Here is a 21941-nt window from a genome sequence, read left to right on the forward strand (position 1 = left end):
TGATCTGTGGCGGATAGTGCTTTACGGACGGGTAGGGGCCGCAATGGAGATTGCGTTGAGGGTTTCTGATAAATCTTTCGATGAATTAATGGCATTGTTTTTTTGTGAAATATCAGATGATGACGATTTCTACGATATTGTCGCTGTTCAGCTGGCGGCAGGATATCGGCAGCAATTGGAAATGATGCTAGACAGTCTTTCTGTCAAACGGCTGCGTGCAGGAATATGTGGCTTGGGAATAATTTCTTCTGCCGAAAGTGATTCATTTATAAAAAAATTCATCAGCCATGATGAGCCTTTGATAGTCGCTGCTGCTATTGACGGACTCAGGCTTATTGGTGCTGCGGATTGGTCTGCAGTTTCGTGGCAGCTGCAGCATCCTTCTCCGTTTGTTCGCGGCGCTACCCTTCGCTTTGCAAAAGACAGGCTGGGTGAAGAAGCTTTGCCTTTGTTGTTGCGTGGGCTTCATGATGAAGACGCGATCGTGCGAGAAAATGCAATTGATGAGTTGGATGGGCTTATTTCGTCTAATAGTGCTTATCTCATAAGTCCTTATCTTGATGACCCCTCAGCCCATGTTAGGCAGGCAGCCAAGTCTCTATTGGACTCTATTGACTGACAAAGTGAAGATCATTAGTCGGCTATTGGCCGCACTGTGATCGGATGCTGGTAGATGGATCGTCCTGCGGCAGCCATGGATGTAGTTGATCTGCGTCTGACTCGCCACGGGCAATTCGATGACGCATCACCCATTCAATCCCACCCCGCTCTGCCGCATGATGCAAGGCCAACCGCGCGCGCTTTGCGCTGCGCCATCCTTCCCCGCGCCGGAGCCACCCAATGCACCAACGCCGCCACTTCCTCAAGACCGCCGCCTTCGGCGCCCTCGCCACCGGCCTAGCTGCCGCGTTGCCGCGCGCACGAGCCGCCACCAGCGACGGCATCGCGCCGCTGCCGCGCGGCGCGGCGCGGGTGATCTCGACCTGGGACTTCGGGATCGCGGCGAACCAGGCGGCGTGGCAGGTGTTGTCGCGCGGTGGTGCGGCGCTGGATGCAGTGGAGGCCGGGGTACGGGTGCCGGAGGCTGACCCCGACAATCCGACGGTGGGGTTGGGCGGCTATCCCGATCGCGATGGGCGGGTCACGCTCGATGCCTGCATCATGGATCACACCGGCGGCTGCGGGTCGGTGGCGGCGCTGGAGGACATCGTGCATGCGATCTCGGTGGCGCGGCGGGTGATGGAGAAGACGCCGCACGTCATGTTGGTCGGCGACGGTGCGCTGCAGTTCGCGCTGGCGCAGGGCTTCGAACGCACCAATCTGCTCACGCCATCGTCGGAGAAGGCGTGGAAGGAGTGGCTGAAGAAATCGGAGTACAAGCCGGAAGCGAACATCGAGAACCGCGCCTACCAGAAGGGCACGCTGCCCGGTGGCAAGGATAACCACGACACCATCGGCATGCTGGCGCTGGACGCGCACGGCAATCTGTCCGGGGCCTGCACCACCAGCGGCATGGCGTGGAAGATGCACGGGCGGGTCGGCGACAGTCCGATCATCGGTGCCGGTCTTTACGTCGACAACGAAGTGGGCGGCGCGACCTCGACCGGCGTCGGTGAGGAGGTGATCCGCAATGTCGGCAGTTTCGCGGTGGTGGAGATGATGCGCCAGGGCAAGAGCCCGGCCGAGGCCTGCCGCGAGGTGGTGATGCGCATCGTGCGGCGCAAGCCGCAGTTGACTCGCGACCTGCAGGTTGGCTTCCTGGCGATGAACAAGCGCGGCGAGGTCGGCGCGTTCGCGATCCAGCCCGGTTTCAGTTACGCGGTCTGCGATGCGCAGCGGCAGGATCTGTTGCTGCCGGGGCAGAGCCATTTCGCGAAGCCGGCCGCATGAGCCAGGCCGTGCCGATGGGACTCGAAGTGGCCGCCGATTCGATCGGTTCGGCGCTGGCGGCGCAGGCCGGCGGGGCGAAGCGGGTGGAGCTGTGCGGCGGCCTGGACGGCGGCGGGCTGACGCCGTCGTTCGGCACGCTTGCTGTGCTGCGCGATCGCTTGACCATTCCGTTGTACGTGCTGATCCGCCCGCGGGTCGGCGATTTCGTGTTCGACGCGGCGGAAGTGGAGGCGATGCGCCGCGACGTGGAGCAGTGCGTGCGATTGGGGTGCGACGGGGTGGTGCTGGGGGCGCTGGATCCGGCTGGGGACGTGGATATTGCGACGATGCGGGTGTTGATTGCGGCGGCTGGGTCGCTCGGGGTTACTTTTCACCGCGCCATCGATGTCAGCGCCGATCCGCGGAGTGCGTTGGAGGATGCGATCGCGCTGGGTTGCGAGCGGGTGCTGACCTCGGGTGCGCGCGAGACGGCGGAGGAGGGCGCTGCGCTGATCGCCGAACTGGTGAAGCAGGCCGGCACGCGCTTGAGCGTGATGCCGGGGTCGGGGGTATCCGATACCAATCTGGCGCGGCTGCGTGCGCTGACCGGCGCGCGCGAGTTCCATGGGTCGGCGCGTGGGCCGCTGGCGTCGCGGGCGCTGATGCCGCATCCGCATGTGCGCAGCCTGGGTGGGGATCGCATGCAGACCGATGTGGAGCGGGTGCGGCGGATGGTGGCGTTGCTGGCGGAGTAGTCGGGCGCTGGTGGTTTGTGGGCGGGAGTGATTCGCCCGTAGCGACCGAATGGGGCGGAGCGATCTGGTTGCCGCCGATATGCGGGTTGCAGTCAGCGTCCGCGACATTGCAGGAGGAGCTTCCGCACCGACCGATCATCAAACCGGTGGGGTGACAGGCTCCGTTCGTCGCGACTGAAGTCGCTCCCACAGGGACTTGCGACCGGGCTGCTGTGTGCATTGTGGGACGAGCATCAGCCCCAACTGGTTGCCGAAGTCTGCTGCCTCGTCGTGGTCTGTGTCGCGGTTGAAACCGCTCCTACAGGGAAGCTTGCGATTGGCTGGCTGGGTGCACTGTAGGAGGGGCTTCAGCCCCGACAGACGGCTGCCGGAGCCTGCTATTTCGTCGCGGTCTGTGTCGCGGTTGAAACCGCTCCTACAAGGAAGTTTGCGGTTAGCTGGCTGGGTGCCCGCGCGAACAACCTCACTCCTTGCCGCCCGACTGCGCCGCGGCCGCGCTCAACCGCTTCGGGTCCAGCACCACGTGCTTGATGCGGGTGCGTTTCCAGGTGTAGCTGATGTGCACCAGGCCGTCGCGGGTCTGGATCACTGCCGGATAGGAGAATTCGTCCTTGGCGCTGTCTTCCAGGGTCAGCACGCGGGTCCAGTGGCTGCCGTCGGCGGACAAGGCGACTGCCAGGGTGCCGCGGCCGTCCCACCAGTCCTTGCCGGCTTCGGTGGGGTTGTAGACCAGCAGCGAGCGGCCGTCGGCCAGCACCACGGCGTCGGTGCCGGAGTTGGGGTTGGCCAGGTCGAGCAGGGTCATCGGCCCCCAACTGCGCCCGTGGTCGTGCGACCAGGTGCTGAACACGTGGTTCTGCTGGCTGCGGCCCACCGCCTGCACGCTGCCGTCCGCGTGCACCAGCACGCTGGGCTGGATCGCGCCGATTCGCGCCGGGTCGTTCAAGGCCGGGCCGCGGGTCCAGTGCGCGCCGTTGTCGTCGGACCACTCCATGTGCGCGACCCAGCCGGCGTCCTCGCTGCTGCTCGGGCTCAGGATGCGGCCGTCGGCCAGTTGCACCGGCTTGTTCTTGATCGGGCCGAGGATGCCCTCGGGCAGGCGCTCGGGCGCAGACCAATGCGCACCGCCATCGCCGGAGGTGATCTGCATGCCCCACCAGCGTTTCGGGTCCGGGCCGACCTTGTAGAACAGCCGCAGCGGTCCCTTTGCCGGCTGGAACAGCACCGGGTTCCAGGCCGGCAACGGCGCGCCCTGCGGCTGCTTGCCGTCGGCCACGCGCTGCGCCGGCTGCCAACCATGCGCGTCGCGCCGTGCGACCCAGATGCCGACATCGTCGGCGCCCTCGTGGCGCCCGCCGAACCACGCGGCGAGCAGGCCGTCGCGGGTTTCCAGCAGGGTCGATGCATGGCACTGCGCGGTCGGCGCCGCGGCGTTGACGAATTCGCTGTAGACGATCGGCGAGGGCGGGCCGAGCGTGGGCGTGGTCGGCGCAGGCGCGGCGATCGCGCGCACGGCGAACAGCGACAGGAGCGGGAGCAGCGTTGGGTACATCATGGTGGTCCGGTCCTGTGCCGGCTGTGAGAATACCAATTTATCATCAATTTAATACCAAATTCTGAAGGTGCTGGCAGCAAACAGTTGCCCGACGACTGCGAGGAACTGCTCCGTCCAACTGCGCGCTCGCTCCGATCCGCTGGCTGGCCCCGCCCGTCTGCGCCACGCATAGGCCGCGCCCCAGTCGTCCGCCGGGCGCGCCTTTTTCACATCGCGACGAAGGCGGCGTTTAGGACAGTGTCGCCGAGCATCGCGCGATGCCCGCCGCGCGCTGCGCGGACAAGGCATGTGCGAGCCGATGGCGGCGTGTTCCCAAACGGAGAATCGCCATGGTCAGCAGGGCAGGTGGAAACCGCTCCCGTTTCCGATCGGCATGGACACGTTGCAGGATTCGGCGCCGCGCGCGTCTGCGTCAGGCATGGTGCGTGGCGCTGGCGTGCATTGCAGTGATGCTGGCGCCGTCGTGGGATACGCGTGCGCAGCCGCTGCCGGCCATGGCCGAGGTTTACCGCGATCCATTGCGGATCGTCCGCGAGCCGCCGATCACGACGCGGCATCCCGGCGCGCCGCTGGCGCCGACCAGGCGCGACGATTCGATCGATGCGCTGCAACGTGTCGCGCTCGCTGCCGGCCGTTCCCGCTCGCGCTGCGCTGCGGACTTCGAGCGATCTGGCTTTCATTCTCGTCCCTAAGCGGCGGATGCCGCCGTCTCTTCCCAAAGGAACCGCCATGGCCTATTTCAAGCTCGCCGAACAAACCCAGCTGACCCGCTACGTCTGCGATTACCACAGCCACTTCACCGGCATCCTGCCGACCCAGCGCAAGCAGGACGACGCGGCCGGTCCGTCGCTGGCGCAGTTGCTGGCGCAGCGCTTCTATCCCAACCATGCGCACAGCCTGGCCAAGGGCGAGCTGCTGCTGTTCGACTATGCGCTGGCGCTGATGACCGATCCGGCCAGCAATCCGTTCGCACGGCTGCTGCGCAAGGCCAATCGCGCCGAGTACGAGCGCGCCGAGTGCGTGGCGGAAAATCTGTACATCGCCTGCCAGGTGCTGGCGGCCAACGCGGGCTATCTGCAGGAAGAACTGGCCCTGCCGCCGCAGTCGCCGGCGCTGTATGCGCTGGTCGGCCGCGAGATCGTCGCCCCGGCGCTGGCTTCGGCGGCGGGACCGAACGCGCGCTTGCGCGAGCTTGTGCGCTACTTCAACAACAAGCTGTACAGCGCCAGCAAGTACACCCCGTTCGACGATGCCTACAAGCTGCGCGGGAATTTCGTGAAGCAGCTGTGCCAGGGCGACCCGGCCCGCTATGGCAGCTGGAGCGAAACGCAGCAGGCCGACTACCGGCTGTGGGTGACCGCGACCTTCGACTACCTGCGCGAGGACGGCGTGCTGCTGACCCAGAGCGCGGCCACCGAGGACGAGATCCCGCAGCTGGCCGCGCTCGCGCAGCAGTACAACGCGCAATACGGCACCGACTACCGCCTGCTGGTGCACACGCCGCACCAGTACATGCCCGATGGCGCGCTGACCAAGTATCTGACCGACAAGGTCAAGCCGTTGCTGGCCGGGCCGGGCGACGGCTACGCGACCATCGTCGGGCTGGATCTGCTGGGCGCGGAGAACAAGGTCGGCAACTACGGCGAGCTGTTCGCCTGGTTGCAGGCCAATGCCGATGCGTTGCGCGGCAACTTCGGCAGCGGCGACGGTACGCGGGCGCTGCGCGCGATCGTGCACATCCATTGCGGCGAGGGCAGCGGCTTCGGCGCGGAGAACCGCTCGCTTACCGGCTACTACATCCATCAGGCGGGCGAGCCGGACCAGGCGTTCTACTCGGCGCTGTCCGCGCATGTGCTCGATGCCTGGAACGCGGCGCAGGCCAAGCGCCGCGACACGCCGCGCGGCACGCGTGGGACCGCCACGCCGCAGGGCCTGTTCGAGGAACTGTTCACCAATACCGCGTTCGGCCATGCCGGGCACGTGCTGCGCCGTTTCGACATCAATGCGCCGTTGTCGCGCGAGCTAGCCGGCTACCACGCCAAACGCAACGTGATGGCGCTGAGCGAGGCGCTGGACCAGCCATCGGCGCCTTCCGCGCCCGACTTCTACAGCGCCTTGGTGCAGGACAATCCGCTGTACGCGTTCCGTCTCGGCCACGACTACTACTACCGCAGCTACATGGTGTCGCGCTATCCGTGGCTGGCCTTCGACACCAACCTGGGCAGCAACGCGATCACCGGCGCCTCGGCGCTGTTCGATTCGGTGCAGGGCTACCGGCTCAATCGCGGCTATCGGCATCTGGACGGCTACATCGATACCGACGTGCTCGCGGCGGTCGGCAACGCGGTGCTGAGCATGGAGGCGCAGGGGCTGAGCCGCGCGCAGGTCGCCACCTTCATCGGCCTCAGCCGGCCCGAGGATCTGGCCGCGACGCTGCAGCAGAACCGGGCCGCGCTGCAGCCGCTACTGACCGACGCGCTGGCGCCGATCCACGATCCGGCGCAGGACGATTTCATGTTCGACACATACTGCAAGCTGACCCTGTACTGCGCCGGCGACGACCCATCCGCCGCCTCGCGCTATCAGGCGATGGTGCGCAGCTTGCTGGTGTTCCAGAACTGGCGCTCCTATCTGCTCGGCGCCGATGGCCAGGGCGTGGAGCATACCGGCGTGCAGCACGAGTACCTGCGCATGCTGGTGCTGCTGATCTACACGCTGCTGCCGAACAACCAGAACGATCTGCAGGTGGACCTGTTGCAGACCGTGGCCGCGCTGCTGCGCAAGCTCGCGCTCGGCTACTGGCGGGCGACCATCGGCCAGCCGGGCATGCTCGAGGTCAACGCCGATCCGCTGGGCCTGGAATCGCTGGATGGCTTCAAAGGTCCCGCCTCGGTGGTCGTGGTGCGGCGCACGCCGCCCGCCAAGCCGTGACCTCCGGGCAAGGGGACAGTGCGATGGACGAGATCACCGAGTACCTGTGGCAAGAGCAATTGGCGCGACCGCCGGCCGTGGCGGCAGACACGCCGCAGTCGGACGCCGCCGCGGCGGCGCCGTCGCAGTCGCCAGTGCCACCGCCGACTGAGCCCGAGCAGCCTTACCAGCCCAATCTGGAGCAGCTGCTGCGTGCATTGAGCAATCCCGACGTGCGCGAGGCCTTGGTCAAGCTGCTGCAGCCTCGCTGATCCACGCCGCCACGTTCCGATCCGGGCCTGACTGCACGCGCAGCAGGCCCTTCTTTTTTGCATTCGCGCGCGGCAAGGAAAACACGGCCGCTGCGGCGCACGCGCGGATGCATTCGTAGACAAAGCAACGCGGCGTGCCGCATGTGGCGCGGTCGGCCGCCGATGCGGCGTGGCGTTGTCACCCAGGGAACAGCTATTGCTTGCGGGCCCCGCAGAGACTCGTTGCACAAGGGACTTCGGGAGTGCGTGCGATGGATGTGGCAACGGGGAAAGAAGAAGGGGATGCCGGCCGTTTCGCCAGGGCCGACGAACTGTTTACCCGGGCATGGCGCAACGCCTTGCCGGATTTGCGCAGGCGTGCGTTGCGGCTGGCCAACGGGCGCATGGATGCGGCGGAAGACCTGCTGTCGGATACCGCGGTGAAGGCGCTGCTGTTCATGCGCCGCTCGCCGGAGGCGATGACCGATGCGCAGGGATTCCTGTTCGTGGTGCTGCGCCACGTGTTCCTGGACGCGGTCAGGCGTCGTCGTGGCGGCGAGCCGCTGGATCGGCAACACGAGGCGCACGACGTGGACACGGTGGCCGACCAGGGCATGACCACGCTGCAGCGCGCCGAGTTGAGCGATCAGATGGAACGCGTGGTCGCCGCGGTGGCGGCGCTGACCCGCGAACAGCGGCGCCTGTTCGGCTACCGCTTCGTCGAGGAATTGCCGTATCCGGTGATCGCCAATCTGCTCAGCATCAACCAGCCGCTGGTGCGCAAGCGCGTGGAGTTGCTGCGCAAGCGCCTGCGCCTGGCGCTGGTGGCGGAGTGAGCGCGCACGGCCACGGTTTCACAAGCCGCCCACGGCGGCGTTTTCATTCAACGCCGGGCCGGCGCGGGCTGCGGCATCGCGGGTGCTGCGGCTGACCCACGGCTCGTCCGTGACAACCGCAGCGCCTCCCGGCAGGCGACTTACGAAGGAACAGGTTCATGGCAGACAACACGCTCGTCAATTCGCAGATCACCGATGCGGTCACCCAGACCAACGTCAAGGTGGTGGCCGAGGCGCCCGCCCAGGCGATCGCCTCGCTGTACCAGGTCTCCAGCCACTCCACCGGGCTGGCGTTGCAGAACGCGGTGTACAGCCAGCAGGCGCTCAACCAGATCTCCACCGCGGTGGTGTCCAAGGCGGTGGCGCTGATCATGGCGATCGGCGAGAAGTGACGCGGTCCGCATAGCGCCGGGCGATACCGCGGCGTCGTTCCATCCTTCAGGAGAGTGGCATGTGGCCTTTCAACAGCAAGACCAACCCGCCGCCAGCGGCCGCCGCAGCGCCGGTGCCCGCGGCAGCGTTGCCGGCGACAGGTGCTGCGGTGGTATCCGGCGCACCGGCAGCGAGCGCTGTGACGACAGGCGCGCCAGCGCCGACAGTGGACGGCGCAGTGCCATCCGCGCCCGCCGCATCCGCATCCGAATCCACCGCTGCTGCTAGCGCGACCGCTGAGGTGGTGCCTGCCGCCGCATCGACGGCTGCGCCGACGGAAAGCGCTGGCATCGCCGATGCAGGCGGTGCCGGCGCGGCATCCGCATCGAACGCCGCGGACACCACAGCGGCCAGCGCAGGTAGCGCTGCGGCTGCCCCGGTCAGCGATGGCGCGTCGTCGTCGCCGGCAACATCGACCTCGCCACCGCCACCGCCACCGCCGCCACCAACGCCACCGCCATCCATGCTGAGGACGTTCAACGCGCGCATGCTGGAACAGTCCTCCATGCCGACGCCGGCCAGCGATGCGCTCAACAGCAAGATCGTGCAGGCGGTTCGGCTCACCAATGCCGAAACGATGGCGTACGCGCCGTCGCAGATCGTGATCGGTTCGGACATGCTGATCAGCCAGGCGGCCGGTCTGGTCGCACAGTCGGCGGCGGTCTATTTCGACGGCGTCAGCAAGATGGCGCTGGCCAGCCAGGGCGTGCTGATCAAGCAGATGACCGAGAACCTTGCCGAGAACAAGCTCGAGCAGGCCGCCGAGGATGCGCTGGGCGTGCTGGCGACCGATGTGCTGGTCGGCGCAGCAGCGGCGGTGGCGGCCGCGGCCGGCGCGCTGGAAGCGGAGTCGGCCAGTTTCGCCATCGACAAGATCGACCAGAGCATCGCCAAGTACGCCGACCTGATGCGCGGGCGCAAGTCGGCCAGTAGCTGAGCGCGCGCACCGCGCGAGACATCCGCCATCGGGAGCCACCATGCAGGACACCCCAGAATCCGAACTCGATCCCCTGTACGGCTTCGCTCAGCGCTGGCTCGGGCGCGAACTGAGTCCGGTCGAACGCGTGCAGTTGCAGGCGTTCGCGCAATCGGCCAATGCAGCGCAGAGCAAGCCGTCGGCCAAGGCGCGGGAGATGTCGAAATCGCTGATCGACGCGGAGCGCCAACGCGTGGACGGCTTGATCGCGCAGATGATGCACGGCATGCAGGACGCTGCGCGCGGCGTCGAACTGGCCGACGGCGCCAGCGGGCAGGCGGTGCTCGATGCCGTCGCTGCCGCGCCGTCGCTGGACGCGCTGCGTCCGAGCCGGCTGCGGCAGCCGCAGAGCGGCGAGACCATCGGCACTCAGCTGCTGGTGGCGCAGATCGCCGATCGCCTGGGCAACCTGGTGAGCAAGGAAGTGCAGGCTTGCTTCGATCGCGAGTTCGGCAATCTGGCGCAACAGATGCAGGCGGTGGTGGACGCGGCGCGCGCGGCCGGATTGGTCGCTGCGTCGCCGTCGGCGGAGACGGGCGAAAGTACGCCGGCAGCGCCCGCTCCGGGCTGATCCATCCGAACGCGCATGGCCGTGCATGTCCGCTTTTCCGGCGGATGTGCGCGGCCGTGCGCGTTTGCGTATCTGCGGTGCGGCAGTGCTGCGGTATGTGCTGCGCAATTCGTGCGGAATGCGCTTGCGTGCGTATCTGCCGCAGCAGTGGCGATACGACGATGGCCGCCGCGCTCGATGGTGCACAGGTCGGCACTGCTTGGGCTGCACCGAATGCAATGCTTCGGTGGCCGCCTGCGGGCATCGCATGTGTCTTTGCAGCAGTCGCCATGGCGCCAAGCGCACGTGGCGATACCTGGGCGTCGCGAGGCAGCCGGTGCAGTCGCCAAAGCGGCGGTGTCGCAGGCCACGCAGTTCGATCGCACTACTGCCGCCGCCGCCGATCCGGCGCGACAGTGCGCACGCGGTTGCCGATGCCCACCGGCCTGCACCAAACCTGGCAGAACAGCGAGACAAGTGCGGCGCCTGCTTTCACAGCCCCTGCACTGCGCCGTTTTCAGTGATCGTACGGCGTGGGCCGTACGCCAACCCAGGAGCGAACACATGGCATTTCCAACCGCCGTCAACGACCAGATCACCGATGCGGTCACCCAGTCCAACGTCAAGGTCATCGGCGAAGCGCCGGCCTTTGCGATGGCGTCGATCTACCAGAGCATGGCGCACTCGACCGGCATCCTGTTCGAGAACGCCGTCTCGGCGCAGCAGCAGCAGAACACCCTGGCCCAGGCTGCGGCCAACCAGGGCGTGATGCAGATCTACAGCCTGGATACCACCGCCGCCGCCGGCGCCACCGAGAAGGTCGCGCAGACCGGTGTCTCCGACAACCTCACCAGCCTGCTGACCGTGCTCCACGCGTTCACCAATAAGTAAGCGTCGGCCCGCTTGCCGTCGCCGTAGCGCGGCGACGGTAGCGCGGAGCGCGAGCCTGCTATTCCTTTCCTATCGAGGAGCGTTTCATGGCTTATCCCACCGCAGTCAACAACCAGATCACCGATGCCGTCACCCAGTCCAACGTCAAGGTCATCGGCGAGGCGCCGGCCTTCGCCATGGGCTCGATCTACCAGAGCCTGGCGCACTCCAGCGGCATCCTGTACGAAAACGCGGTCGCCTCCCAGCAGCAGCAGAACACGCTGGCGCAGGCGGCCAACAACCAGGGCGTGATGCAGATCTACAGCCTGGATACCACCGCCGCGGCGGGGGCGTCGGAGAAGATCGGGCAGACCGGCGTGTCCGACAACCTCACCAGCCTGATGACCGTGCTGCAGGCGTTCAAGGGCGGCACGCCGACGGGTCTCTGAGCCGGCGCTGGCCGGCATCCGGAACGGCGTAGCGCTCGGTTGCGCCGTTCCTTCTGCGCCGTGTCGATACCGCCGCGCCTGGGCGCGCGGGGCAGCGGCACGCAGCGGCAGCGCCACCGTGCTGCTTTCCATCAATCATGACCCGTCAAGGCCGGCCTGCGTCGCGGTTGCCGCCATGGCCGGGCACGTCGATGCCGGGTGCCGCGCAATGCGGGGCCCGAAAAGGGGGGCTATGGACGTTCTTGCAGTCGCCGCGCCGATGGCCGAAGACATCGGCGATCCGATCCACGGCAGTGTCGGCCTGCAGTCGCATGCAACGGACGATGGCTACCGCTCGCTGCTGGAGCGGTCGATGCTGTTTCAAGGATTGCCTGGCGGACTGCTCGACCATCTCCTCGACCACGCCAGCGAATGCGAGTTGGCGCCCGGCGCCGTGCTGTTCTTCAAGCACGACCCGAGCAGTTTCGTCGGCGTGCTGGTGCGTGGACGCCTGTACAAGGTGCTGTATGGCCCCGATGGGCAGGAGCTGATCGTCGGCACCATCGAACCGGGTGGGTTGGTGGACGAGGCCGCACTGCTCGAACCGCACGGGCGCAGCTTCACCGCCATCGCCTTCGGCGCCAGCACCGTGCTGAAGCTGTCGCGCCGGCATTTCGCGCCACTGATGGAATCGCCGTTGCTGCGGCAACGCATCGAAGCGCTGCTGCGCCTGCGCCTGCGGCAGACGCTGGATAGCCTGGAAAGCATGTGCCTGCACCGGCTGGAAGTGCGCCTGGCGCGCTACGTGCTGCGCCAGCTGGAGGTGCAGGAGTGGCAGCGCGGCGGCAGCTGCGCGATCGCGCTGCCGCCCAACCAGAGCATCCTGGCGGCGATGCTCAACGTCAGCCGCTCCAAGCTCAATGCGCAGCTGCAGCAATGGAAGCGCAGCGGCCTGGTCAGCCGCCGCCGCAACCTGCTGCGCATCCACGACCTCGACGCATTGCGCGCCAAGGCATACCTGCACGCCAACGCGCCGCCGCGCACGCCGGCCTGGCACGGCGAGGACGGACTGCGGCCGGCCCCGTGCCTGCCGTTGTTGCCTTGCAGCGGCTAGCGCATCGCCGATGCACAGCCCCCCTGTAGGAGCGGCTTCAGCCGCAACAGATTGCCTCAATAGCGAAATGCCGTTTGCTCGATCGAACGATTCGACGGCTCGTCACTGCTCGTCCTCTGGCCGCAAAGGCGTGTGGACCCAATCAAATGCGGTCAGGACTTCTGCAGCCAGAGCATCGAACTCTTCACGATAGTGATGCTCGTGTAGTGCGGGGATCTGGAGATCGCCAGGAACAAAACCGAGCGACATGAGTTTGGAAGAGAGCCGATCGATTGGTCCGTAGCCGAAGAGTTGGTTGTGTCTGTCCCAGACCAGCGTGGCCTTGTCGCCTGGAGAGTGTGCCCAAAGATCGAAGCGGGCGTCGCCAGACAGAAATGGGCCAAACCGAGCGAGAAAGTCGTTGACTTGAGCGAGCGTCAGGGACCGGCTTTGATAGCGACCCGGTCGAGCTTCGCCGCGCGGTGTATGGAGTACATAGAGTAGAGAATACGGCGGCTCCAGGCATCCGACCATGTGTCCAAACAAAGAAGGATCGCCGCCAGGAACGCCAGCGACGATGCATTCGCCGACGGCAAAGACCGCCTGGTGCGAGTGGGCGACCCAGTTGCCATCGACAAGGTGTCCGAGACGGTACATGCGTGGTCTATTCCTGATCGAGCCTCACCAAGAAGTGGCGTCTAGAGTTGTTGCCATGACAGCTGCGATATGTTTCATGTGCACCGGATGCTTGGTTAAGTCGCGCCGCGGGTGCGGTTTGGGTGGCTAGGTCGTCAGTCGAGGCCTGCGCCTAACAGCCTGCCAATACGTTTGGATGTGACCACCATGATGATGCCGACAAACAAGTAACAACCATCGGCCGCAAAGAGATGCGCCGTCATGGCTCTGGTAGTCAGGCCTGCAAGTTTCTCAACGCCAAAGAAGATAAAGCTAAGTACCATCAAGCCAGCCAGGCCTGCGCCAACCATCCTGATCAGCAGGGCGGCCAATTTTTGATACTCGGTCATCTCTAGCGCCACGCCAGCCAGGCTGCAATTTCACTATGGCGCACTGCTATCTGACTCTGTCCGCGCATCACGCGAACAACTCCACGGCGGCATCGCTCCACTCATGCCCATGCAGCCCCCAGGGAGTGTTTTCCGGCGCGGGCGGGAATCCAGTGCGGCAATAGCCGCGCTTCGCTTCGAAATCGAAGATCGCATGCGGATAGTCGTTGATCAGCAGTACCACCTTCTTGCTGTCCTGGGACCAGCCGATCTTCACTTCGGAAGGCGTCTCCCTGTCGGCGACGTCGGCAGCGTTGTAGATGTGCAGCGCGTCCTGGATCGGGTTGTCATCCGCCGACGGGTCGACCGCATAGAAATAGCCAGTGTCGCCGTCGTCCTCGAAGACGGCCACGAACGGCTGTTCGGGCGCCTGCGCCTCGACGACCAGGGCGGTGCCGACGATCAGTTCGCTTTCGGCGGTGAGGGTGATTGGCATGTTCGTTCGCTCAGGTGTTGGACAAGGCAGCGCTATCGCTCAGCGCCTGTAAGATTATTTACACCGCCGGTCCTCCACGACCGGGGACATCTTGATTGCGCTGCGTCGCTTCCTGCGCAAGCTGCTGCTCCTGGTGCTTGTTGAACGCCAGCGATTGCTGCGACGTTTCCTGCAACGAGGGCACGGGTTCGTTGGTATTGACCGAGGCCCTGAAGCCCGGTGTGGTCCCCGTCACCCATAACGTGTCCCCCGCCAGTCGTACGCCATCGATCTTGCCGGCGTCGGTCATGCCCTCCTTTTTGCTCAGCAGCATGGCGTGGGCGACATGGTCGTCCGCGATATGGGGTGGCGTGCCATCCCTGAGCTTCGCGAAGAGCGCCTGATCGTTCGGGGGCAGTTGCCCGAGGGGCGAAGCCTGCTTGTCGGTGTGCTCGGTAGCGGCGGATGTCGGTGAGCCGTGCGCCGGCAGGGATGCGTGTGGCAGGGGTTCCTCTGGTTTGGTCCCGCTTGGGATCGCCGGGTCTTTGCCTTGCAGTGCCGGCTTTTCTGCCTGCTTGATGTCTTCCGCGGTGGTGATCGCTTTGGGCACCATCTTGCTGTCGGACAGGAAGCCGTCGCGGCCATCGTCCATCATCGTCACGATCGCGCTGTTCGGCCCCGGGCGGCCGGTCTTGGGGTCGGGCTGCAGCATCAGGGAATACGGCTTGCCGGCATCCAGACCGTCGTGGGCGTGAGTGCGGGAGACGGCGGCCGTGGCGGCGTCGATCTCCGCTTCGGTTCGCGCAATCCCGGCGTTGGCGTAGGCGCCGGCCACCATGCCGCGCATCGTCGTGGCTTTCGGCAGCGTCGGATTGGCCTGCGCTTCGGCCGCCATGGCGGCGTATTCCTGCAACCCGGCCTGCTGGCTGCGATGCACTTCGTTCAATTCGTCGCGGACGTTGCCCTGGGCCTGGTTGGTGCCGTAGATCATGCCCGGCGTCGCCCACTCGCCATTGGCGCCACGGGTGTAGGTGTGGCCATCGGACGCCTGCAGGGAGTCGGTCTGCGCGCTGGCGTGCTTCACCGCGGCCGGCATGTCGCCGTGCTGGTGCCAGCCGAACTGGTTGTAGGCCACTTCGTAGCGGCCAGCGATCGCGGCCGGCGTGTTGGCCGCGTTCTGGGCGATGATCAATTTCGAGGCCTGGTCCAGCTCGGCCGCGCGTTGCGGGGTAGCGGTTTCGGCATGGGTAACCTTCATGCCGTGCTCGATGTATTGGTCGACGACCGTCCGCGACCAGGTGTGGGTCTGCGGATTGCGGTTCCAGTGTCCTTCCCCGTCCAGGCTGGGGGCTTCGCCTTTGCCCGATGGGATGGAGTAGGGGTTCTGCGGCTGCGACAGATTCGCCAGTCCCAATTCGTAGGACGCGTTGGCAGACTTGTAGTTCAGTTGGTTGGCCAGCACGTCGCCGGCCACGTATCTGACTTTGCTGTAGGTGGCGCTTCCGCTTTCCGGCGATGCTGTGGTCGTGGCCTTGATCTGTTGCGTCTCCGCCACCCGCGACCAGGTGCCTTTCGGATCGTTGGGATCGCGGCTCCATTCGTTGCCGTCCCGGTCCTTCTGGGTGAAGACGCTGTCGATATCCTTCTGCTGCGCCCATTTCTCGCCCAAGAAGGCACCGCCGACGCCACCAGCCACGCCGCCGATCGCCGACGTGACAAGGGCGCCCGGGCCGCTCGGCGAGCCACCCGCCAGGCCGTATCCGGCGCCAGCCAGGAAGCCGACGGCGATGCCGCCACCGATGCCGCCGACGTTGCGGCCGACGAAATGAGTTTTTGCCGACTCCGCACCTGTCGCGTTGCCCTGCGCTTCCAGCTTCACCACTTGATGGCCGGTGGTGGAGAAGTCGTACGCCAGCGCGGCCACCGCGATCACCGTCCCGCCTTTCGCCAACATGCCGGGACGCAGGCCCTTGGACGCCGCCACCGCTTCACCGGTGATGGCCGCTTCTCCCACCGACGCCGCAGGCGCGCCGAATCCGGTGGGCGCCCGGGTCAGGCCCGCGTTTGCCAGTTCGGCGGCGGGCGGGAATTTGGCGGCATCTGCGCCTAGGGTTGCGGCGGCCTCGCGCGAAATCGTGACCCTGGTGATCTTTGGATCAGCGTTCTCGGGCGACACGAAGATGCCCTTGGGCACTGCCTCTACGAACTGCGCCTGTACCTTGGGCAGCACGGCATCGGCCCCGCCTTGGGCGTAGGTGGCTTTTAACTCGCCTATTGGCTGCCCGCCCAAGGTCCTGACGTTGGGATTCTCCAGGATGGCTGGCAGTTCCACCTTGCCGAAGACACGCTCGATGTTGGCGTTTGTGGCGACTACCTTAATGTCGCCGCGCAGCGAGCCTGCGAATTCATGCGACGCTTCGCCCCAAAGGGAGCCTTCCAATGACGTCGCGCTCCTGGCGACAGCCTTGGGATTGCCATACAGAAAATCACCAGCGGACTTCCCGGCCTGCTCAAGACTTTGGCCCTGTCCTTTGAAGAGGCGCTCTGCCGCATCGTGGATGGCGGTTTCGACCTGCTTGTCGCCAAGGAATTGCGCCCGTGGCGTGTTGTTGATGATGGGCTCGCCTGTCTTGCCCGCAAGCTCTTTGGCGATCGTCTCGGACGATACCTCGCCGACCGGGCGGCTATAGAGGATGCCTCCCTCACCTATGGCTTTGGCGGGATATTGGCGTGCGACCGCCTGGATTTCCTCCAGCGATTGGGCTCTTCTGATCTGCTCGATCTGCTTGGAGTAGTCGTCGCTCATGTCGCGGCTCCATCATCGGCAACTAGAATCCAGCCATCCCTGAAAAGGACTTGCCCCATGAAATGGGCGTCCGGATACTCGTTTAGAAGGGATGGCCTATTTGGATAGCGGATCCCGGCAGCGATCAGTTGAGCTATCAGGGTATGGATGATGCTCGCCTCTGTTGCCGCGAAGATCCGACACGTCCTCCCCCGCATCGGCATTCCGATGTCGCCGTCGCGGCCATAGCCAAACGAGACCACTTCGATGTTGAAGTCGTTGCCATTGGGCAGGAACGCCCTTTGGATTTCGCCGAAGTATTCTTCGCCATCCACCTCGATCGCGAATGTCTCATGACGCTGTTCATCCATGATGCCGCGCACACCGCCCGAAAATCTGGCGCGCCCTTCCGGGAATTGCAGCCAATCGAAGGTGGAGTGGTTGGATAAGTCCATGTCTAGTGCTCCATGTTGGATCATCGGAAATTACAACGTTGCGCGGGCTTCAAGTTGTCGGTCTGGTCAAGCGGTTCGCTTGATGCCTGGCCGACGAAGCCCTGCGCTCCGAGTCGGCGATAGCTTCTGCCATCACAGTGAGGATTTCAAGAAAGGCGCCTATGGCTGCGATCAGGGGGTGATTCGATCATCCTTGACTAAGGCCCAGTCCTTGCTGAAGCTCACTTGGCCCATAAAGTGGGCGTTCGGATATTCCGTCAACAGAGATGGCCTGTCCGAAAATTGAATGCCAGCAGCGATCAATTGAACTGTGAGTGCCTGAATGTCGCTTGCCTGTGTTGCCGTGAAGACGCGGCATGTTCTCCCCTGCATCGGCATTCCTATGTCGCCGCGGCGGCCGTAGCCAAACGAGACGATTTCGATGTTGTAGTCATTGCCATTGGGCAGGAATACGTTTTTAACTTCGCCGAAGTACTCTTCGCCATCCACCTCGACGGCGAACGTCTCATGGCCCTGTTCATCCATGATGCCGCGGACCAGGCCAGAAAATCTGGCGCGCCCCTCCGGGAATTGCACCCACTCGAAGGTGGGATGGTCATGTAAGTCCATGCTTGTTGCTCCTGTCGGGCGAAGGGTAGGGGGCTAGGGATCAATTGCCTCCGTCCCCTTTTGTTCTACAGCCGGTCACCACCTCGCCTGGGTCGCCTGGCCCCAACTCACCGCAGCAGGCCGACCACGAAGTCCAGCAGCGCCCGCGTCTTGGCCGGGACGTGGTGTCTCGTGGGGTAGTAGGCGTGCAGTGGAAAGCGCTCGTCCTGCCAATCAGGGAACAAGGGCACGAGCTTGTTGCCGGCGAGGTAACTCTCGGCGCCCAGCTCGAACAGCTGGGCGATGCCGTGGCCAGCCAGGCAGGTGCTGTAGAGGGTGCCGGCATCGTTGACAGTCAAGGCGCCACGGGCCGCGACGGTGAGCTTTCGCCGGCGCTGGTGGAATTCCCAGGGGAATGGTCGACCAGTGATCGAGTCACGAAACAGGATGCACCGGTGGTGAGCTGTCTCGAGTTCGCGAGGATCGGTCGGCCGCCCGTAGCGTCGGAGATAGGACGGCGACGCGACGGTCAGCACCCGTGTATCGAGCAACTTGCGGGACACCAACGACGAGGGTTGCGGAAAACCAAAACGGATCGCCAGGTCGAACCCGTCGGTCACCATGTCGCCAAGGTCATCCCGGCTGCGCAGTTCCACCTCGAGATCCGGATGACTGTCCAGAAAGGCGCCCAGCATGGGTCCAAGGACCAGCCGGGAAAAGAATGGGTCGATGTTGACGCGCAGCCGACCGCGTACCGCGGCAGTGCCTCCCGCCGCGCTGCTGGTGGCCTCTTCGAGCGCACCGACCAATGGCATGACCTGCTCGTAGAAACGGCGCCCCTCGTCCGTCAAACGCACGGACCGGGTGCTGCGCTCGAAGACACGGATGCCCAGCCTGCTTTCGAGTCGCGCCACGGCCCGGCTGACGCCGGATTGGGACATGTCAAGCGCTTCCCCGGCCCGGCTGAAGCTGGCCATGTCGACGACGGCTGCCATGACGTCGAGGCCTTCGAGCAGTTGCGGGTCGAACATTGCCATTGATGACTGCCGCGCATGAACAAGATTCCTCCCATGCTATCGCCTTTCGCGGAGTTCGTATCCAGACTTCCGCTCAACGCTACGCACCCCGCGTGGCATCAGGAGAACACCATGTTTGTCATCACCGGAGTGACCGGCCAGGTCGGTGGTCAGATCGCTAGAGCGTTGCTGACCGAAGGCGTTTCCGTGCGCGCCGTTCTGCGGGACGCGACCAAGGCGTCGACGTGGGCCAGTCTCGGTTGCGAGACGGCATTGGCCGCGATGGACGACGCCGCGGCGTTGGCGGACGCATTCGCTGGGGCCGAAGCCGTGTTCGTGCTCTTGCCGCCCGTGTTCGATCCGGCGCCGGGCTACGCCGAAACCCGGGCCAATGTCGCAGCGCTGGTCACGGCACTGCAGCAGGTACGGCCGCAGCGTGTGGTGGCGCTTTCCACCATCGGCGCCCAGGCGAGGCAAGACAGTTTGCTGGTCCAGTTGCAGATCATGGAACGCGCCTTTGAAGCGCTGCCCATGCCGGTCGCCTTTCTGCGCGCCGCGTGGTTCATGGAGAACACCGCGTGGGACATCGACGGTGCGCGCTCGCTTGGTGTCGTGTCGAGCTTCCTGCAGCCGCTGGACAAGCAGGTGCCCATGGTGGCGACGGCAGACGTCGCCGCGATGGCGGTTCGGATGCTGCGCGAGGTCTGGGAGGGACGCCGGGTGGTCGAGTTGGAAGGGCCGCGCCGCATCACGCCGTTGGCGCTGGCCGCCGCCTTGGGCCGGGTGCTCGGGCGCGATGTCGTGGCGCAGCCGGTACCGCGGGCGACCTGGGACGCGCTTTTCCGCTCACAAGGCATGGCCAACCCAGAGCCGCGCATCCGGATGCTGGACGGTTTCAACGATGACTGGATCGAATTCGAAGTCGGCTGTGAGGCATCGCTGAAGGGCACGACGGAACTCGAGACGGTGTTGCGGGGCCTTGTCTCGGCGAGCGCCTGATGCGCCAGGAACAAAGGGGGCGCAGGTAATTAAGCGACCAAATCCCATGGGTTGCCGTGGTAGTGCCTGACGGCATGCGCGGTAGGCGACGAGCAGGTTTGGATCTTTCCCATCGTCATGTGAGTTGCCATGCGGAGTCGGCGGCGCATGGAGCTTCCAGGCATTCCGATGCATGTCGTCCAGCGTGGGGTCAATTCTCCTGGACGACGAAGATCGACATGGCTATCGCGGTCTGCTGTGCCACGTGTGTGAGCGCTTTGGCATGCGGGCACGCAATGGTGGACAGATACCCGTCAATTCCCTTTGACATTTTTGACAAAATACATCGCTTTGTCGGCATGTTCGAGAAGCTGATGCTCGTCATTGCCGTGCTCAGGATAGTGCGCGATCCCAATGCTCAGCGCGATGTTCAAGCTGTGGCCGTCCAGAATAAAGGGATGATCGAATGCGTCGCGAATTTTTTCCGACACCCGCGTTACGTTCTCCGGTGAAGAGGTGCCGCGGAGCAGAACAACAAACTCATCGCCACCGACGCGAGAAACGGTATCCGATTCGCGAATGCATTGCTTCAGGCGTACGGCGACCTCTTTCAGCAATAGATCTCCGATGCGGTGACCCAGTGCATCGTTCACCTCTTTGAATTTATCCAGATCAAGATAGAGCAAAGACAGTTGCCCCTGCTCTCGTCGTGCCGCTGACAACGCAACTTTCAGGCGATCGTGCAAAAAGACGCGGTTGGGAAGCGTGGTCAGCTGATCGTACTGCGCCATATATTGCAGTCGAACTTGCATTTGCTGGCGCTCGATGGCGGTGGCAATTTGAGTCGAGACGAACTGCAGCAGTTCCTGATCCTGTTCGCTGTAGCAGACACCACCCGGATAGCTTTTGACCATGAGCAGGCCAATTGTCCCTTTATGCGATTTGAGCGGAACACTCAGCCAGCAGAAAGGATTCATCCCAAAGGAGAGGCGCAGCAACTTCAGGCGATCAACCATCGTCCCAGGTGTCAGCAGCAGCGGCTGGCCGGTATGAATAATCTCGGCGTAGAGCGACCCGGGGATCAGGTTGAAAGGCTCCGGCGTTTGCAGGTGCTCATCCACATGATAGGGGAAGCTGAGTTGGTCGGTTTCATCGTCGTAGAGCGCCACGGAGAAATTATCTGCGGGCAGGAGTGTGCCGACGATCTGATGGATGCGTTGGAATAACTTGAGAAGATCTTCCGCGGTTTGCGCTGCTTCGGAAATGGAGTAGAGCGCAGACTGCAAGGATTCGGATCGCTTGCGTTCGGTGATATCGCGCGCAACCCCAATACGCAACTGATCGGCCGGCGACCAGCGCGCTGACCACATGATGTGGACGACTTTCCCAGTCTTGTGCAAGTACCGGTTCTCGAAATGCAGCTGAGGCTGGCCTGCCATCACCGCCACCAGAGAGTTGCGAGTCAGTTCGCGATCTTCGGGCAGCATCATGTCGAACATGTTCTTGCCGATCATTTCCTTCGGCGTATACCCGAAAATTCGCTCGCACGAAGCGCTCGCAAAGACGACGTGGGCTTCAAAATCCACCGCAAAAACGGCATCCATCATAAGATCAATAAAGCTGGCTGACGGCGCGTGGGGGTTGGGTTCCATGAAGAATTATAAGGCCTGAATGGCTAGGAAAACCGGGACAGAGTGCGCTTGTCGTGCCCGGTGCAGGAGGTTGCTGGGGTGCTTCGTTTGGGGGTACGGCACTGGCTCCAGCTCAAAGCGGAGGACCGCATATGCCATGCCAGTCCCAGCTGGATCTCCCCGGTGTCGCCCCCGGTGTCTCATGGGAAATTACATGCTGACCCTAGCCGTGTCAGTCCTTGCTGGCTACGCTCACCACCAGTTCGCCGTTGCGCACCTGCACGCGTAGCGTGCTGCCGATGGTAAAGGCCAGTTCCTCCATCCAGAGGCCGACCAGGCGCAGACTGGGCGTACGCTTGCCGCTGGCGGAGTGGCCACAGCCAACGGTGCACGTCTGCGGCGGGCGCGGGCGGCGGGGCGCACGTGGCGGGCGGGTCAGTTCGGCGACGAGGAAGGGTTAGCCGTCTCGTTGCATGCAAATTCA

Annotated in this window: 25 protein-coding genes; 14 read left to right on the top strand and 11 right to left on the bottom strand. The window is 64.5% G+C overall.

Annotation, left to right across the window (positions count from 1 at the left end; genetic code table 11):
• Positions 1-43 precede the first annotated feature (43 nt).
• The 3 genes from HEP74_RS05885 (at position 44) to HEP74_RS05895 (ending at position 2624) form a co-directional block, all read left to right on the top strand.
• Positions 44-619 (top strand): HEAT repeat domain-containing protein, encoded by a 576-nt coding sequence (locus HEP74_RS05885; protein WP_185815610.1) that lies wholly within the window; start codon positions 44-46, stop codon positions 617-619.
• Positions 620-840: 221 nt separating this feature from the next.
• On the top strand, positions 841-1890 hold the full coding sequence (locus HEP74_RS05890) for a glycosylasparaginase (RefSeq protein WP_185815611.1): 1050 nt from the start codon (positions 841-843) through the stop codon (positions 1888-1890).
• Between the two features lie 14 nt (positions 1891-1904).
• Complete coding sequence (locus HEP74_RS05895) at positions 1905-2624, top strand: copper homeostasis protein CutC (protein ID WP_185816520.1); 720 nt, start codon at positions 1905-1907, stop codon at positions 2622-2624.
• Between the two features lie 463 nt (positions 2625-3087).
• Here HEP74_RS05895 and HEP74_RS05900 read toward each other — a convergent pair whose 3' ends face one another.
• Complete coding sequence (locus tag HEP74_RS05900; protein WP_185815612.1) at positions 3088-4179, bottom strand: sialidase family protein; 1092 nt, start codon at positions 4177-4179, stop codon at positions 3088-3090.
• A 449-nt stretch (positions 4180-4628) separates the two neighbouring features.
• Here HEP74_RS05900 and HEP74_RS05905 point away from each other — a divergent pair, with 449 nt between their 5' ends.
• From HEP74_RS05905 to HEP74_RS05925, 5 genes are all read left to right on the top strand, one after another.
• Positions 4629-4871 carry a hypothetical protein gene (locus HEP74_RS05905; RefSeq protein ID WP_221893163.1) on the top strand — a complete coding sequence of 81 codons (243 nt, stop codon included), beginning with the start codon at positions 4629-4631 and terminating at the stop codon, positions 4869-4871.
• Between the two features lie 37 nt (positions 4872-4908).
• Entirely contained in the window at positions 4909-7110 is a 2202-nt protein-coding gene (locus tag HEP74_RS05910) for a hypothetical protein (protein ID WP_185815614.1), read from the top strand.
• Between the two features lie 23 nt (positions 7111-7133).
• On the top strand, positions 7134-7361 hold the full coding sequence (locus HEP74_RS05915) for a hypothetical protein (protein ID WP_185815615.1): 228 nt from the start codon (positions 7134-7136) through the stop codon (positions 7359-7361).
• A gap of 251 nt (positions 7362-7612) precedes the next feature.
• Complete coding sequence (locus HEP74_RS05920; RefSeq protein ID WP_185815616.1) at positions 7613-8176, top strand: sigma-70 family RNA polymerase sigma factor; 564 nt, start codon at positions 7613-7615, stop codon at positions 8174-8176.
• Between the two features lie 158 nt (positions 8177-8334).
• Complete coding sequence (locus HEP74_RS05925) at positions 8335-8568, top strand: RebB family R body protein (RefSeq protein WP_145702145.1); 234 nt, start codon at positions 8335-8337, stop codon at positions 8566-8568.
• A 46-nt stretch (positions 8569-8614) separates the two neighbouring features.
• On the opposite strand, the gene HEP74_RS05930 is transcribed toward HEP74_RS05925, so the two are convergent.
• On the bottom strand, positions 8615-9142 hold the full coding sequence (locus HEP74_RS05930; protein ID WP_185816767.1) for a hypothetical protein: 528 nt from the start codon (positions 9140-9142) through the stop codon (positions 8615-8617).
• On the opposite strand from HEP74_RS05930, the gene HEP74_RS05935 reads away from it, so the two are divergent.
• From HEP74_RS05935 to HEP74_RS05955, 5 genes are all read left to right on the top strand, one after another.
• A complete protein-coding gene (locus tag HEP74_RS05935; protein ID WP_255423694.1) occupies positions 9114-9545 on the top strand; it encodes a hypothetical protein in 432 nt (143 codons plus the stop codon). The genes HEP74_RS05930 and HEP74_RS05935 overlap by 29 nt on opposite strands.
• A 40-nt stretch (positions 9546-9585) precedes the next feature.
• On the top strand, positions 9586-10155 hold the full coding sequence (locus tag HEP74_RS05940) for a hypothetical protein (protein ID WP_185815618.1): 570 nt from the start codon (positions 9586-9588) through the stop codon (positions 10153-10155).
• Between the two features lie 543 nt (positions 10156-10698).
• Positions 10699-11025: a RebB family R body protein gene (locus HEP74_RS05945; protein WP_185815619.1), complete on the top strand. Its 327-nt coding sequence runs from the start codon at positions 10699-10701 to the stop codon at positions 11023-11025.
• 86 nt (positions 11026-11111) lie between these two features.
• Complete coding sequence (locus tag HEP74_RS05950; RefSeq protein ID WP_185815620.1) at positions 11112-11453, top strand: RebB family R body protein; 342 nt, start codon at positions 11112-11114, stop codon at positions 11451-11453.
• Between the two features lie 232 nt (positions 11454-11685).
• Positions 11686-12546, top strand: a complete 861-nt coding sequence (locus HEP74_RS05955; protein WP_221893165.1) for a Crp/Fnr family transcriptional regulator — start codon at positions 11686-11688, stop codon at positions 12544-12546.
• A gap of 102 nt (positions 12547-12648) precedes the next feature.
• On the opposite strand, the gene HEP74_RS05960 is transcribed toward HEP74_RS05955, so the two are convergent.
• From HEP74_RS05960 to HEP74_RS05990, 7 genes are all read right to left on the bottom strand, one after another.
• Positions 12649-13182: a hypothetical protein gene (locus HEP74_RS05960; protein ID WP_185815621.1), complete on the bottom strand. Its 534-nt coding sequence runs from the start codon at positions 13180-13182 to the stop codon at positions 12649-12651.
• 134 nt (positions 13183-13316) lie between these two features.
• Entirely contained in the window at positions 13317-13550 is a 234-nt protein-coding gene (locus HEP74_RS05965; protein WP_185815622.1) for a hypothetical protein, read from the bottom strand.
• Between the two features lie 67 nt (positions 13551-13617).
• Positions 13618-14025, bottom strand: a complete 408-nt coding sequence (locus HEP74_RS05970; protein ID WP_185815623.1) for a DUF2251 domain-containing protein — start codon at positions 14023-14025, stop codon at positions 13618-13620.
• 58 nt (positions 14026-14083) lie between these two features.
• Positions 14084-16810, bottom strand: coding sequence for a hypothetical protein (locus HEP74_RS05975; protein WP_185815624.1), 2727 nt, complete (start codon positions 16808-16810; stop codon positions 14084-14086).
• On the bottom strand, positions 16807-17244 hold the full coding sequence (locus HEP74_RS05980; RefSeq protein ID WP_185815625.1) for a hypothetical protein: 438 nt from the start codon (positions 17242-17244) through the stop codon (positions 16807-16809). Before HEP74_RS05980 ends, HEP74_RS05975 begins: the two co-directional genes overlap by 4 nt.
• Positions 17245-17415: 171 nt before the next feature.
• Positions 17416-17853 (bottom strand): hypothetical protein, encoded by a 438-nt coding sequence (locus HEP74_RS05985; RefSeq protein ID WP_185815626.1) that lies wholly within the window; start codon positions 17851-17853, stop codon positions 17416-17418.
• A gap of 107 nt (positions 17854-17960) precedes the next feature.
• Positions 17961-18869 (bottom strand): LysR family transcriptional regulator, encoded by a 909-nt coding sequence (locus tag HEP74_RS05990; protein ID WP_185815627.1) that lies wholly within the window; start codon positions 18867-18869, stop codon positions 17961-17963.
• Between the two features lie 111 nt (positions 18870-18980).
• Here HEP74_RS05990 and HEP74_RS05995 point away from each other — a divergent pair, with 111 nt between their 5' ends.
• On the top strand, positions 18981-19847 hold the full coding sequence (locus HEP74_RS05995) for an NmrA family NAD(P)-binding protein (RefSeq protein WP_185815628.1): 867 nt from the start codon (positions 18981-18983) through the stop codon (positions 19845-19847).
• A gap of 293 nt (positions 19848-20140) precedes the next feature.
• Here the strand turns inward: HEP74_RS05995 and HEP74_RS06000 are convergent, their stop codons facing one another.
• Positions 20141-21478 carry a sensor domain-containing protein gene (locus HEP74_RS06000; protein WP_185815629.1) on the bottom strand — a complete coding sequence of 446 codons (1338 nt, stop codon included), beginning with the start codon at positions 21476-21478 and terminating at the stop codon, positions 20141-20143.
• 211 nt (positions 21479-21689) lie between these two features.
• Positions 21690-21896 carry a SymE family type I addiction module toxin gene (locus HEP74_RS22040; protein WP_185816522.1) on the bottom strand — a complete coding sequence of 69 codons (207 nt, stop codon included), beginning with the start codon at positions 21894-21896 and terminating at the stop codon, positions 21690-21692.
• Between the last annotated feature and the right edge of the window lie 45 nt (positions 21897-21941).

This window comes from Xanthomonas sp. SS, assembly GCF_014236835.1.
Taxonomy (GTDB): Bacteria; Pseudomonadota; Gammaproteobacteria; order Xanthomonadales; family Xanthomonadaceae; genus Xanthomonas_A.